We start from the raw sequence: 14,793 nt of genomic DNA, 5'->3' as shown, positions 1-14,793 counted from the left end.
ATCTACTAGTTACTAATTATTAAATATTTTGTCATTATCTACTCTGTTATCCTTAGATAGTTTCTTAAAGCTGGTTAGGTCTACCATATGTAAAGAATCTGATTGGTCTTTTTGAATCATCTTATAAAAGTTAAAGGCAAAGAAAAGATGAGATAACCACATTAGACTTCCTCCAATAGCTCTCCATAGCCAATAAGGCATCATAAGCTTTATACTGTCTATAAAAGCAGAATCTTCCATCCACATTAAGCCTCTTAATGTTCCCCCATACATTAAGGGAATAGAATAAAACAACAATCCTATTAATGCTAACCAGAAATGAGCTCCTATTGTGATTTGTGGGGCTTCTTTTCCTGTTATTTGTGGTACTAATGCATATATGGACCCCCATAAAAGAAAGGTGATAATTCCATACATAGTCAAATGAGAATGAGCCACTGTAAAGTCAGTAAAGTGCCAAAGCAAATTTGTAAATCGAAAGGATTCTGCTGTTCCTTGCAAAGACCCCGTAAAATAAAACACAATACCTATTACAAAAAAGGGAATAGTATAACTATCCTTAACCTTATACCATACCCCTTTAAAGGTTAAGAAAAAGTTAGTTGTACCCGCCACCACAGGAATAACCATTCCAACACTAGCTACAATAGCAACAGTTTGTAGCCACCATGGTATAGCGCTAAAAACAAAGTGATGAGTTCCAATTAATGTATAAAACAATATCTGACTCCAAAAAGCCAATATTCCTAAACTATATGAATATATAGGTTTATTAAGTTGTTGTGGTAAAAAGTAGTAGACTATTCCTAAGGTAAAAAGCATAAACCACATACCTACTGCTTGATGCATGTAATACCCCTGAACTATTGTCTCACCTAAACCATCTTGCCAAAAAGGTAAATATCCAACAACAGCGACTATCGTAATAAAGATAACTGCAGCAACGATATACCAGTTAGAGATATAAATATCCTTATCAGTTCTATTGGCTATAGTCTTTAAATAGCAACGAAGAGTAAAATACAATCCTAAAGCAAACAATAGCATAACAGGCCATATATACTCTCTATACTCTCCTCCTGCATTGTTTACACCGGCCATTAAACAAATAGATCCGATAAAAACTGAGGCATTAATTAATATAAGTGAATACCATCCCCATTTTATATTGACCAAGTTAGTATTACTAACTCTAGGTACTATATAATATCCCAATCCAATCATTCCCAAAGAAGCCCATCCCCAAAATACAGCATTAGTATGCACAGGTCTTAATCTTCCAAAACTAAGCCAACTACTATGATCTATATCTGGTGCTATAAATTTAATCCCTAAATACTCCCCGATTGTTGTACCAACAATTAACCAAAAACTAGCTGTTGCTAAAAACCATAAGATAAGTTTGGCCAACATAGGGTCTATATCCACCTTAAGAGAATTTCTTTTTTTATTAGCAACAACTGGAGCAAGTTCAATTTCGGACAAAGAAATTAACCCCTTTTTATCTTGAATTAAACTCTGGCCTGAGAGTTCTGTGTTTGACAAAGAGAATCCTAAGGCAATCTCTCGTTTTTTTAAAGATTCTGATTCTTCTTCAGACAGATGTTTTAAACGTTCTTTAAATTGTCTTGCATGCTGATGTTCTAACTTATTTTTTTGCACACTAATAATATTGGAAATTTTGATCAGCATAATTACCACTCCCAATAGAATAGGAATTGCAATTAAAATCAAAGTAATAATAATGCCCGGTTCTGTTAAAAGAGAGGTTTTTGTTGTTTTAATATTGCTTTGTGCAAAAAGATTTGATTCAGAAATAAAGAAAATAAAACCTATTAAGTATTTTAACTTTGAACTTTTTAATAAAACACTTAATTGATGTTTTGTAAGACTTGTAATAGATAACTTTAATAGATTTGAGTTCAGTTCTTTATTTAAATCATACAACTTATCAAGATAATCAACCCTGAAATATAATAATCTTAAAAAAACACTAAGTAATAGTATTAGAATCAAAATAATAACAATAAATATATCTTGATTTTTTATCATATATTTTAAAGGTTCCATATGATTAGCCCAAACCGCTGTGGGATGAATAAGAAGTAAAAAAACTATAAAAATAGACCATGGAGCAAAAGACTGAATTCTCATTATTAGTATTATTAAAAAAGTAAAACATATACAATCAATCTAGATAATAATGTTGGTAAACCTTATGTTTAGTATTAATTATCTAAAGCCAAAGATATTGTGCTACCTAATTAAATAGATGGTACAGATTAGACATAATAGCATAGACCAAGAAAAAAGGGATTGGAAGCAAAAAAGCAACTGATTATCAATTATATAAATCTGATTATAAACAGAAAAATCCCATCCTAAAGCCTAGATATTGCATAGCTATTCAATAGCCCCATTAATTCCAACTGGGATATAAATTAATTGTTTAACCTAAAATAACTACTATAGACAATCACTTCTTCTCTGTTATAGTCTATTTTGATCAATAATGTCATTAATAGTATTAAGCTAATAAATAATTAAGTTTTTTATTAGAATATGTTTACTTGAAGGTTTGATATTTCTTCACAGCTGTCCGAAAGTTTTGAAAAACCCAATAAATCATCTGTGAGGTCAATGAATACATTGTTATTTACTTCACTATCCTGAAAATAAGTCGTTTTTAAGATATAGTTTAGACTGTTCTCTTATTTTCTTGGCACCATTACCTACTTGATTACAGATATAGTCTAAACTTAGATAGAATACTAAACATATTCTTATCTTTTCTACAAGAGACGTAAATGACTTAGTCTTTTTAGATATTGTTCTTTTGATTAATTCAATTAGTAAGTAGTTAATTAAAGCCACATATATCCGTTATTTAACAGAATTCTCACTGATACTTTATTTTCAAGTTGTGTCGCATCCACTAAAATAACATCTTTAATCTGGTTGTTTTGACCAAAAGCCAGCAGACAAGTAAAGAAAGAAAAAAATAGTACTGATAAATTTTTAAAGTTCTTACTTACATGCAGTGTTCTTTTTTTCATCTGTATACTATTTTTGCGGTGTTGTTTCTAATTGTTTTTTCTCCTTACTCACTTAGAAATTCAATATACTGACCTTCAAAAGAAAAATACTCTATCACTCCGTTACTTTTCTTGACAATACACTTATTTGAGTTTTCAATTTTTATAATACTGTCACCAACTATGGCATAGCTTCCAATGATACTAGTAGGAAATACATTGATTAATTTATCATTTTGAATTCTAATTTTTAAAAACGTATGAGGTAGTTTCTCACGAGGATTAAATTTCTCTACAACCACTCCTTTAAATCCCGTACTATAATTGCTTAATACTTTTTGTTCTTGTTGCAAATTAGTATAATAACCAATAACAAAAAGATTTAACACTATTATAAATCCTATTATAATTTTCTTTTTAATCAAGTGTCTTCTATAATTTATGATTCTACTAAAGTATGCATTATCGTAGGTAAAATAAAGCTTTGGGTTTTTAAAAATAATTGATTTTAGAAAAACACTTTTTCCAAAGCCAATTATAACGTTCTTATTGTTTATAGTAGACTATATTTAGGTAAATAATGAAAATTATTTTTTTATTACAAATAATATACTTATATTTGCCGATGTAAATATGAATAGGCAAAATTTTTAATCAAAATAAAAGCTAATTATTTACTTTAGTAGTTCTACACTATATTAAGAATTTATTACTCTTTAAACTTCAGTATAAAATAAATTCTATTATTTAATAGCACTTTTAAAAAAATCATTTTTTTATTTTTTTAAGTAAAATTTCATGTACTCAAAACATGGTTATCTTTTATACAATACCTCTACTGTATTAAAGTAAATAAAAAATAGACATTGTATGATTTTAAATATTTATCCTCTTTTAATAAAAGTAATTGATGATTTAAATAAATTGTTCTTTTTCAATTTAATCAACATCTTTTAAAGTATCTAAAAAATACTCCTTCTATATAATAGGAATAAAAAAACAACCATTTATTAGGTGTTTTTATGTCTTACAACTTATAAAAGACTTAAATCTAACCACTAATATTATTTTTAACAAACATATTAAAAGTTAGATAGTTAATACTTTATTTATAATATTGAGTTTAGATTGCACAACGCATTTAAGAAGATTATATCTAACTAAAGTAAGTAATACAAATCCAACTAATACAATAAATATTTACACAAAAAGATTCATTTAGCTAGACAAAATAGCCAAATTATCTTATTATAAAAAACAAATAGGCTATGAATTCCACAAAGAATTTCAAGCCATTAACAATATATATGAATAGAATAGAAATACAACACCAAGATCATAGAAATGATCTTACCTTAGAAGAAATGATTATATCAAAAAGTATGAATGGATGGATATTACAACTATACCTTCAACTATTTAAAAAAAAACCATCTAGTTTATAAATTAAGAGGGTTATAAAATAAATTATCTAAGATAAAATCCCTAGGTAAATACTTTATTAGGGATAATTAAAATATTAAATTAATAATTAAGATTATGCAAGAAGGTACAGTAAAATTTTTCAATGAAACAAAAGGATTCGGATTTATAACAAATGGAAATGAAGATATTTTTGTTCACGCTACTGGTTTAGAAGATGACATTAGACAAGGTGATAATGTAACGTATAACGTAGAGAAAGGACAAAAAGGTTTCAATGCCGTAAATGTAAAAAGAGCATAATATTAGAAGTAATTTTCACATCTAAGTTCGCTTTAAATTTGCAAATATTAGTATTTTTAAACACATCATTAGTAATAATTGATGTGTTTTTTGTTTTTAATAAACAACACAATATTACAATTAGATTGCCTCTTTGTGGTTTGATTTATTCTACTTTGAAAATTTCATTACATTCCATCGACCTACTTACCAATTCTCTACACAAGAACACATGATTTCTTATTTACTTATCTTGTAGACTTCCCTATCTTGTAATGTGATACCCTTTAAACAAACTCACTCCCTTACTTTAAGTTTTAACATAAGTATCTTTTTTAAGGGTATATAATACTTCTAAAAAACCTATACTGATATTAGCAAAATATTTTTTTTATTTGTGTGCCCGTTATTTGTCATAAGCGGTAATATTGGCAATAATAAGCCTATCAAAGAGCTTTTCACCAAAGTATCTTCTATTAAGTTTATAAACGAATTCATCTAAGTAAGCATTGAAGGTATTTTCGTTTAATTTTATGGTAATTTCCCAGTAAATTACTGATAGCTATATGTACTCATTTTAGAATTTCTTTTGTTGTTTGTTCTGATGATTTTTCAGTAATATGTATCTGAACAAAATCGGAGATATCTACATAAGAAGTACTCTTATCAGTTAAGACAATACTACTTTCTTGAATACTCTTTTTCACCATTTGGTTTACACCTTCAGCTTTATGATCTTCCAAAAAAACCGTTTTAAAATAGCGTACGTGATTCTGTTTTTCACCTGTTTTTATATCTTCCAAAACGGTACTTTCAGCCATAATAACAACGTTTTGAACACCTGTAGATCCACGACCACTTTTAGTTTTAGATTTCAGATGTTTCTACTTTAAAATACCCCTCATCCATCTCTAACATTCCTTCTAAAGTATATTTGCTATCTCTAACATTCCTTCTAAAGTATATTTGCTATCTCTATTGCCCATTGCCCATACTGGCTCATATCTTTTTAGTTCTAATGGCTTCTGAATTTCTAAAGTAGAAAAGCCTTTTTTAGTCGCTGTCATTAAGAACATTGTCTTATACTATATTAGAAAAGGTACCTTAGAATGCTCCATTATTGTTCCGCTTTTTAAAGTCATACGAGAACGACATTTTTTACATTCATAACTCCATCTACTTTGAATTTAATAGTGGGTATCATGACCACATCTTTGACAAGTAACTACTAACTTATCACGTTGTTCTTTAAAGTGTAAACAGCAAGCTTCTTCACTTGTAAATTCAGCTAAAAATGTAAATAGATTAGCCATATGATTTCTCTCTTTTAGACTACAAATATATTATTATGTCATTAAACGGATGTAATTTTTTTTATATAAAAATTCAAATATTTTAACAAAAGTATAATTTAAATAATATATAATAAAACAATAAAACTTTAATTAAAAACTTATTTAATATGTTATAAAATTAATTATTTTATAATTATTAATTTATTTTTTACAATTATAATCTTTTTTATAATATTTTATAAAGTTTAAATTATTTTAAATACATAATATTTTTACATATTTTAGAGCAAATAAATAATAAATTATGATTTCAAAAAAATTAGGTGGCTTGACGGCTATCGTTCTTTCTATGCTTAGCATAAGTACCTATGCGCAAAGTGAACAAAAAGAAAATCGATTCAAAGTAGGAATCGACTTAGGGTACACTAATACCTCTTTGAATGCTAATATTTCCAATTTAGTAGATTCTAAGTACAATTCTGGTGGAGGTTTCGGGGTTAATGTTTCTGCGGAAATGTCTATATGGAAAACTTTGTTTGTATCCACAGGAGTCTCTTATTTACAAAAAAACTATGAGTTTGAGAGAACTGGTTCTCGTGAAGGTTGGTATTCTAAGTACAATAATGATTTTATATCAGTTCCTTTGTTAGTAGGAGGGTACTTAATTAATAATCCATATACTTCTGATGGAGTTTGGGTTAAAGTAGCAGGGGGAATTTACAGTGAGTACTGGACAAAAATGAAAACGAAGGGGCAGTATCCTGTTTTTCCTGAGTTACAATCTGATGGGACATTTAATTATACTCAAGTTTCTGAGAAATATGATTTCAAGAAAAATGAGAATCAATTGCGTAGGCTTGCTATGGGATTACAAGGTCAAGTTCAAGTAGGTTATTCGATTGAGAAAATAGATGTCTTTTTAGGGTATAATTACCTTTATGGTCTAACTGATACTTATAAGTACGATAGCCCTGGAGACAAAAAAATAACGAGAGATTCACACATGGTTTCTGTAGGAGCTGCATATAAATTTTAATAAAATCGTATACGATGAAAAGAGTAAAAAATAAAATAGCAATATTTAGTTTATCTATATTATCATTATCATCTCTAACAGTGTTAAACTCTTGTTCTAAAGATGATGTCATAGTTAAAGACCCTAGAAGGTTTACTGCTAGTGATGTGAATTCTTATGCAGATCTTTTTGACGTTTTTTGGAAAACAATGGATCAGCAGTATAATTACTTTTACGAGCAGAAAGATCAAGGAGGTTTAGACTGGGATAATGTATATAAAACATATTATCCTAAATTCGCCGCTCTACAAACTTATGGTAGGCCAAATGAAGATGATGGTCAAATAAATGAGGATTATTTAACAGCCTCTACTTATTTTGAAGAGATTATAGATCCTTTTATTGATCGCCATTTCAATGTGAAAATTCAATTTCCAGCAACTAATAAAAATATTATAAGAACTATTACTTTTTATGGAGGTATGTCGGATAAAGGAGTTTCTAAAGTATACCCTTTTGCAAAGAAGTATGCTTATATGAAAGATCGAGTTGATGCTAACGCATTCAAGTCTAATGCGGACGGTTTTGGTATCATTGCAGGGAATTTAAACTCTAATCCAGATATCTATTATTTGTCTTTTAATCAATTCGTTGTAACTAATAATTTGAAAATTACCTTAGCTAATAATTATTTAAATCCAGGAAAAGGAAATTCACTATTATTGACTCAAGATATTTTAGAAGCTACTGACGAATTAAAGGGAATTAAAGATATTTATATGCGTAATGCTATTAAAGAGGTAACCTTTAATATATTAAAAGACTATAATGCATATTCTGATTCTAGGGAGTATAAAGCATTTATGGAAGAGGGGGTTAAATTTAATCAGACTGAAGTAGTGAGTAATGGATTAATGTTATCAGCTCAAAATGCTTTAGTTAAGTATAATAGTTTGCCTAAGTATAATACAATCACTCCCTATGGAGAATTGTATAATTTACAGACAGCTGATTATATACTTAAATTTATTAGGCTTATGGATAGCCACGTTAATTATGGATATAGATTTTCGGAATTAACTGATGCTCTAACAGATGTTATAACTAAAGGAGAATTTTATCAAAAGTTCTTAAACCCATTACATACTGGAGAAATTAAGAAAATAATAATAGATTTACGTTCTAATGGAGGTGGTGCTGTTGTTGACGCACGATTTATTTCTGACCGTTTTATTACTAAAAATACTGTATTTGCTTACCAAAGAACAAGAGAAGGGAATGGTAGATTTAACTACACTCCATGGGTAGAGGCTAAAACTAAACCACATAACTTCGGAATTCCAACAAATATTCCTATTGCTATACTAACAGATAAGAATAGTGCTAGTATGTCTGAAATTACTACATTAATGTTAAAATCTCAAGGAAATCAAGTCGTGAGTATAGGTGACTATAGTGCTGGAGCAACAGCTGGTTTAGGTACAGTAGATGATTTTAATGGAGGAACTAGAGATAAAATTGCGGGAGGTAAGTTAACATTCTATATGCCATTATTGGCTATGAAAGATGCAAATGGTGTTGTGGTAGAAGGAGTTGGTATTAAGCCAGATATACATGTATCTCCACTAACAGATAGTGAAGTATCACAGATGGCTTCACCTACTTTTGTAGACAGAGTGGTAAATGAAGCGATTAATTATTTGAATTCTAAATAGTTAAAACATATAAATAGAAATGCCCCTTAAGTATCTAACTTTTGGAGCATTTTTTATTGTTATAGGACTAAAGAAATTTCATAAAAATAAAAAGTCATGATGACTTCATTATATACCTGAGGTATTAAAAAATAAGAACTATAAGAACAACAAAAAATATGAGGTGACCACTTAGTGAATAACCGCAGCAAAATTACTATCCGAAGTTTACGCCCCTTATTCTATAAAAGTTGAAAAAGCGAAATGTAGCATATAATGTCTGCTAATAAAAGGCCGTTTTTATAGTAACTATTTTAAGGAAAAAGGGTTTTTAAACCATTAAGCCATATCTGTAATAGATAAAAAAAGAGGGTAATTAATCATCCCCGCCTTAAAAAAACACTATAAATACTTCATGGAATAATACCAAAGAGCTAGTCAATGCTACCATATATGTAGATGGACAAGAACTTAACTATAACGGCTTAGAGCTAGTACAGGATTATGGGAAGCACGACCGCTTCACCCTACATGTGGACTATGATACCTTTGGCAATAAGTTTATGGATAATCCTATTAACGATATTAAGCACCTGGGTTACGCGTATCGATACAGTTCTCTCATGGTAACTAACTCTAAGGAGAATGTGTACCGCTTCACTGGGATGATCACAGATGCGACTATACACGGCTAGAGAAGGACGCCATGCAGAACTAATCCTAAAAGCGGCGAGCCTTAATATACTGTTAGAGAGCGCGGTAAGCGCTACCAGATTTATGCAGATAAACCACTTAGCACAGTGTTTAACCAAGTGATAGAGGGAGCCAAAGCACAATTATTAATTCATAATACCTCTTTAGGAAATTACGTTATCAACTATATATAATGAAAGACCATCCATTTTTAAAACTTTTTCTTTTATCCTAGAAACAAGCCTTAAAAAGTTCTTTAGATTACATACAGGAAAGTACATATAGTATTACTTAATTGGCAATGCATAAAAATAGTTCTCCCATGAAGTTGGGCTAAAACTCCAATTACCATCCCTTTTCAAAAGAATAAATACCTGCAAAGGTGTATCACTTGTTACCTCAATAACGGAACTTCCTACCAGCATATCGTAATTACCACTACTTGAATCAGGATTACCTTGTAAATTAGCTCCTATAGAAGGTTTATTTAAAGGATTGCCAACAAAATTAAAGCCAACTTCTGCTCTACTTGTTTGCAAAGTAGATAAGCAAGATTCCAACCATAAATCATTTGTTCCTCTTTGATCCATTGTAAGTCCCCAAGTTACAATCCATTTACCCTTTTTTAAAGTTATACTTGCATTAGCAAAAGAATAGCTATTTGCGATGGTACTACTATTAGTTACATTAGCTCCACTAAAAGAGCCAACAACAGCAGGCGAAGTTTCTGGTAGACTCATTAACTTACCCACGCCTGTTTCATCAGATGTAAGTACTTTATCGCCTGCTTGATTACCATCTATTATCTTCACATTACCAATTACTTCAAGCTTTGCTTTTGGATCAATAGTACCAATACCAACATTACCCTCTTTAGTAACTACAAAATCATCTTTTGCTTCATTTTCTGAAGGAATTGCTGAAGTTGGATTATTTTTTTTGGCATCAATATGTAAAGGATGCAAAGGTAGCTTTGTATTAACTCCTACTTGTGCCATACTACAAGTGGAAAATATAAACAACATTAATCGTAATACTTTATTCATATAATACTATATTTTACTTTTAAATACACTATAAAATTGGACTTGCATAAAAATAATTTTGTGAATTATTAGGATTAAATACCCATGATCCTATTTTCTCAATCAATAAATACAAAGTTACTGAATCAGAAGTTACATTAATAATAGAACTCCCGATTAGCATACCATTATTACCTACTCTTAATTTCGCAGCATTAGCTGTCTGACTACCTGCTAAAGTAGTAAAACTAAAACCTTTTTGTTCACGTGCTGTCTTACTTGTTGATAGTACTGTATGTAACCAAACCGCATTATTTGATATTTTGATATTAATACCTGAATTGACTATCCATCTTCCTTTTGTTAGAACAATATAATATTTAGATTCTGTAAATGTTTGTCTAACACTTGTTCCATTCCATGCAACATTATTCATTGACTCAAAGCTCCCCAATATAGTAGGAATATCATATGGCACTTTTTCCCATTTTGCTAAACCACTATCATCTGACATTAGGATTTTACCTTTTCCTTCACTACCATCTACAATACGCACTGAACCATTTACTTCCAATGTAGCTTGAGGAGCAATAGTGCCCACACCTACTCTTCCTTCTTTTGTGACAACAAAATCATCTTTAATTTCAATATCAGTAGGTTTTGTATTAAAAGGATTGTTTTGAGCAGCATCTACATGAAAGGGATGTAAAGGCATGGTTGTGTTAATACCAACTTGTGCATTTATTTTAAAAAAAATAAATGCTATACCTAAAACTAAAAAACGTTTTCTCATAACTTAATTATTTAATTTGATATACTTAGCAAAACTATAACACAGGTATAGCATAAAAGTAGTTCTCCCATGAAGTTGGACTAAAACTCCAATTACTAAGATTCTCAATCAACAGATACAATGTAACTGAATCTGCTGTAACATTAATAAATGAACTCCCAAAAACTAAAGAATAATCACCCCCGCCAAATACACGAGACGCATAAGATGTGTTATTCCCAGCAGGTCCCAAAAAAGAAAAACCATTTTGTTCTCTAACTGTTTTTGAAGTCGATAATACTGCATGTAACCAACGATTACTTGCTACGTCAAGAGTTAACCCACAATTAACTATCCAACGTCCTTTTGTCAAAGTTATAACTCCTCTACTATGAGTATACGTTTTTGCAGCTTCTGTACCTTTAAAAGCTACCTGATTTGTATTTTCAAAACTACCTGTTATAGTAGATGTAATATATGAAATAGACTCCCACTTCATATTACCATTATCATCAGATTTTAATATCTTATTATTTGCTTGATTTCCATCTACAATCTTTATTTTACCATTTATATCCAAAGCAGATAGTGGGTTTATTGTACCAATACCTACCCTACCTTCTTTTGTCACAACAAAATCATCCTTAGTTTCTTCAACAGAAGGAGTTTTATTACTAGGAGTATTTCCACTTCCATCTACATGAAATGAAACTAAAGGTATTGGCAAATTAACCCCTACCTGTCCATAACTAACAATTACAAAAACACACACAAACATTAAACACTTATACTTACTCATACCTAAAAAATAAAACATTCAATACGCTAATATATAAATAAAACGATAATTACATTCATAAATGTTAAAATCTTTTTTAATATTCCATAAATATTGTAAAAAAATATTTTCACACCAAAAACTCATTAACGTACTGTGTAATCAAAGTAGTTCTCTTAGATAGTATTCTATTTTCATTATTGTCTGAAAAAATATATAACCTTTCTTAATTTATGATACTTTTAGAGGTATGTCATATACAAGTGTATATCCTATTTTCCTTAAGTTTTGAATATTTAGGGAAGATTGTAGGATTAGACACCAAAAAAAAGAGGCCATCCTAAATTCAGGACAGCCTCTTTTTTTTTAAGTAATAATCAAAAAGAAAAACCTAATTGATTGTATAATTTACATCCACATTACTCTGCACGTATTCAATGGCTTTAGCCACTATATTGGCATACAAAATACTATTGTAAACTGTTATTCCTCCATTATAAGCTTTACTAATTGGAGTACCTCCAGTGGTCATAGCTGCTGGCCAAATTGTAGTTGAACTATTTGTAGCATCCCCAGCTGTCCATCCTGAATCCCCTATATAAACATATCCTAGTGTACTGTGCATCAAAACAAATGAACGCGATTGATCAGCATTTTGATGAGCTAAACTAATATATTGATTCGAGAACCCTGTTACATAGTATGAGTTATTCACATCACTTCCCAAAGCTTTATTGGTAATATCTCCAAATGGACCTTTTAATAAAGGATTATCTATTAAAAGTGTTGGGTTTGTATATGTAGTTCCTGTTCCCGATACAGCAGTTGTTGGTGAATTTGCTATAGCATTTATCATATTTCTAGTTGATGTTGCATCATTTTCTTGAGAATGAATTAAGAATCCTTTTTTATTTTTAACAAAATCCTCTAAAACCCTAATAGATTCCGCATTAGGAACATAATTATATCCTAAAACTATAATATCAATTTTATTGTTATTAATTAAATTCTTAAGTGCGACACCTTGATTATACCCTCCATCGATAATAGTTAAACCATCTACTCTAACAACTCCATTTGAACCAAAATTCGAAGAAGCTTGCAATACAGCTCTTGATGTTTGAGTATTAGATGCACTTCCTGGCTGATAAGTGCCACCTCCCAATCCTAAAATTTTCATTTTACGATAAACAAATTCTATATTAACATTACAAGTATTTGCTCCTACCGAACTATTTGTTGTCAAAGTAAATCTGTGTATTCCACCACTTATTGGATTACCAGATCCCTTAAGAACAATCTCTTGTAGTCCTGTGCTTGTAAATGTACCTTGACCTGTGAAAGTAACTCCATTTACAGTATTGGTTGAAACTGAGTAATCTCCTATATAATCAACATTAGCATTTACAGTTATTGTGTTCTCAGCATTCATGGCTATGTTAGGAGCATATTTTCCTTTTACTACAATTGAAGTACATACCAGACTATAAGCCACTGGTTGGCGTACCACATCAATATTAAAAGAACATATACTTACCATTCCAGTTGCTGGATTTAAAGTATAAGTGTTCATCCCTGGTGTAGTAGGAGTACCTACAGCTGTTAATACAACGTCTCTAGGTCCTAATTCATCAAATGATAATGGTCCAGAGGTAAAATAGACCCCGCCTACTGTATTTGTCTGAATAGAGGTATTTCCTGTTGCCTGTACATTAACTTTTAATGTAACTGTATGGGCTGGTGTTAGAGGCTCGTCTTGTTTATAAATACCTTTAATATCAGCACTATTACAATCTACAGTATACCTGATCTCTTGTACTACCACAGTAATAGAAGAACAACTTGATCCTGAATCTGAGTTAGATGTAGAATTAAATACATTACTACCTGAACTGATTGGCTTACCAGTTGCTAATAATTCAATTTCATGCTCTCCTGTTGTTGTAAATGTTCCAGATCCTCTAAATGAATATCCATTTACAGTATTGGTTGATATACTCCAATATCCTTCTGTTGTAACATTAACCTTAAGTGATATTTTGTTACTGCTTGTTAATTCTTTACCAGCATAATAGTCCCCCATTACATTTATTGTAGAACAATTAATTGTAAAGTCAACAGCTGCCTTATCTACATACACATATTTATTATTACATGTACTTGCTTTATTGTTTAACAAAAACACTAACTTATCTCCTAAATCTCCTTGATTATACCCCATATTAGGTGTACCTAGACCTTCTAAAGTAAGAGTATAATTTCCTGGAGTTGGAAAAGTTCCTTTTGATCCAAAATAATAACCATTTGTGGTTGTGGCTACAATATCATAAGTTCCTGCTTGGGTCACCGTTACAGGTACTGTTAAAAAGTTGGATGACTTTAAAAACTCCCCTTGTTTGTAACTACCATTAATTGTTATGCCCGCACATTGTACATCACTTATATCAAACACAGCTGGTGGTGGTGTTCCACACATGCTTAACCAATTGTCTTGAGCTTGGCTCCAATAGTTAAAACATCCTGTTGTTTTATTATAAATCAACAAACCATCTGTTTTATTTACATCCTCAATAGCATCTCTTTGCTGTGTAGTTAATCTAGGGGTTAGAAAACCTTTATTAACACTTTCTAGTTCAAGAATGACTCCTAAGTTTGGAACAGCAGATGTACCTGAGATGGTTCCATCTTTAATTTTAGTCATGTTGGTTTGAGCTACACTTGAAAACACTCCTAAAAATAGTATCAGTATTAATATGATACTACTTTTTATCTTTGTATATAT

11 protein-coding genes and 2 pseudogenes are annotated in these 14,793 nt (G+C 30.3%); 4 read left to right on the top strand and 9 right to left on the bottom strand.

Going from position 1 to position 14,793, the window contains the following annotated elements; genetic code table 11:
* Positions 1 to 12 precede the first annotated feature (12 nt).
* From LNQ81_RS13220 to LNQ81_RS13205, 4 genes and pseudogenes are all read right to left on the bottom strand, one after another.
* Positions 13 to 2,154 (bottom strand): cbb3-type cytochrome c oxidase subunit I, encoded by a 2,142-nt coding sequence (locus LNQ81_RS13220; RefSeq protein WP_229947478.1) that lies wholly within the window; start codon positions 2,152 to 2,154, stop codon positions 13 to 15.
* A gap of 510 nt (positions 2,155 to 2,664) precedes the next feature.
* Positions 2,665 to 2,904: pseudogene (locus LNQ81_RS13215) on the bottom strand (IS4 family transposase); the annotation flags it as partial.
* On the bottom strand, positions 2,865 to 3,056 hold the full coding sequence (locus LNQ81_RS13210; protein WP_229949332.1) for a hypothetical protein: 192 nt from the start codon (positions 3,054 to 3,056) through the stop codon (positions 2,865 to 2,867). The gene LNQ81_RS13210 and the pseudogene LNQ81_RS13215, both read right to left, overlap by 40 nt.
* Before the next feature lie 44 nt (positions 3,057 to 3,100).
* Positions 3,101 to 3,424, bottom strand: a complete 324-nt coding sequence (locus tag LNQ81_RS13205) for a hypothetical protein (protein WP_229947476.1) — start codon at positions 3,422 to 3,424, stop codon at positions 3,101 to 3,103.
* Between the two features lie 879 nt (positions 3,425 to 4,303).
* Here LNQ81_RS13205 and LNQ81_RS13200 point away from each other — a divergent pair.
* Positions 4,304 to 4,480, top strand: a complete 177-nt coding sequence (locus tag LNQ81_RS13200) for a hypothetical protein (protein WP_229947475.1) — start codon at positions 4,304 to 4,306, stop codon at positions 4,478 to 4,480.
* Between the two features lie 94 nt (positions 4,481 to 4,574).
* Entirely contained in the window at positions 4,575 to 4,760 is a 186-nt protein-coding gene (locus LNQ81_RS13195; protein ID WP_041892443.1) for a cold-shock protein, read from the top strand.
* 385 nt (positions 4,761 to 5,145) lie between these two features.
* Here LNQ81_RS13195 and LNQ81_RS13190 read toward each other — a convergent pair.
* Positions 5,146 to 6,052: pseudogene (locus LNQ81_RS13190) on the bottom strand (IS1595 family transposase).
* 286 nt (positions 6,053 to 6,338) lie between these two features.
* Here LNQ81_RS13190 and LNQ81_RS13185 point away from each other — a divergent pair.
* Positions 6,339 to 7,070 carry an outer membrane beta-barrel protein gene (locus tag LNQ81_RS13185; protein WP_229947474.1) on the top strand — a complete coding sequence of 244 codons (732 nt, stop codon included), beginning with the start codon at positions 6,339 to 6,341 and terminating at the stop codon, positions 7,068 to 7,070.
* A 14-nt stretch (positions 7,071 to 7,084) separates the two neighbouring features.
* Complete coding sequence (locus LNQ81_RS13180; RefSeq protein ID WP_229947472.1) at positions 7,085 to 8,764, top strand: S41 family peptidase; 1,680 nt, start codon at positions 7,085 to 7,087, stop codon at positions 8,762 to 8,764.
* Between the two features lie 959 nt (positions 8,765 to 9,723).
* Here LNQ81_RS13180 and LNQ81_RS13175 read toward each other — a convergent pair.
* The 4 genes from LNQ81_RS13175 to LNQ81_RS13160 form a co-directional block, all read right to left on the bottom strand.
* The gene (locus tag LNQ81_RS13175; RefSeq protein ID WP_229947470.1) at positions 9,724 to 10,482 is read right to left on the bottom strand and encodes a hypothetical protein; all 759 of its coding nucleotides are present in this window, start codon (positions 10,480 to 10,482) and stop codon (positions 9,724 to 9,726) included.
* A gap of 28 nt (positions 10,483 to 10,510) precedes the next feature.
* Entirely contained in the window at positions 10,511 to 11,254 is a 744-nt protein-coding gene (locus tag LNQ81_RS13170) for a hypothetical protein (protein ID WP_229947468.1), read from the bottom strand.
* A 34-nt stretch (positions 11,255 to 11,288) separates the two neighbouring features.
* Positions 11,289 to 12,032, bottom strand: a complete 744-nt coding sequence (locus LNQ81_RS13165; RefSeq protein ID WP_229947467.1) for a hypothetical protein — start codon at positions 12,030 to 12,032, stop codon at positions 11,289 to 11,291.
* Positions 12,033 to 12,402: 370 nt separating this feature from the next.
* Positions 12,403 to 14,712, bottom strand: coding sequence for a hypothetical protein (locus LNQ81_RS13160; RefSeq protein WP_229947465.1), 2,310 nt, complete (start codon positions 14,710 to 14,712; stop codon positions 12,403 to 12,405).
* Positions 14,713 to 14,793 lie beyond the last annotated feature (81 nt).

Source organism: Myroides oncorhynchi (assembly GCF_020905415.1).
Taxonomy (GTDB): domain Bacteria; phylum Bacteroidota; class Bacteroidia; order Flavobacteriales; family Flavobacteriaceae; genus Flavobacterium; species Flavobacterium oncorhynchi_A.
Note: the sequence above shows the minus strand (reverse complement) of the source record. Positions and strands in the feature narration are given on the sequence as shown.

Bases quoted from the DNA above. Each gene is read 5' to 3' on its own strand.
- LNQ81_RS13220 (WP_229947478.1), bottom strand. From the start codon at position 2,154: ATGAGAATTCAGTCTTTTGCTCCATGGTCTATTTTTATAGTTTTTTTA.
- LNQ81_RS13170 (WP_229947468.1), bottom strand. From the start codon at position 11,254: ATGAGAAAACGTTTTTTAGTTTTAGGTATAGCATTTATTTTTTTTAAA.
- LNQ81_RS13180 (WP_229947472.1), top strand. From the start codon at position 7,085: ATGAAAAGAGTAAAAAATAAAATAGCAATATTTAGTTTATCTATATTA.
- LNQ81_RS13175 (WP_229947470.1), bottom strand. From the start codon at position 10,482: ATGAATAAAGTATTACGATTAATGTTGTTTATATTTTCCACTTGTAGT.
- LNQ81_RS13195 (WP_041892443.1), top strand. From the start codon at position 4,575: ATGCAAGAAGGTACAGTAAAATTTTTCAATGAAACAAAAGGATTCGGA.
- LNQ81_RS13210 (WP_229949332.1), bottom strand. From the start codon at position 3,056: ATGAAAAAAAGAACACTGCATGTAAGTAAGAACTTTAAAAATTTATCA.
- LNQ81_RS13165 (WP_229947467.1), bottom strand. From the start codon at position 12,032: ATGAGTAAGTATAAGTGTTTAATGTTTGTGTGTGTTTTTGTAATTGTT.
- LNQ81_RS13160 (WP_229947465.1), bottom strand. From the start codon at position 14,712: ATGACTAAAATTAAAGATGGAACCATCTCAGGTACATCTGCTGTTCCA.
- LNQ81_RS13185 (WP_229947474.1), top strand. From the start codon at position 6,339: ATGATTTCAAAAAAATTAGGTGGCTTGACGGCTATCGTTCTTTCTATG.
- LNQ81_RS13200 (WP_229947475.1), top strand. From the start codon at position 4,304: ATGAATTCCACAAAGAATTTCAAGCCATTAACAATATATATGAATAGA.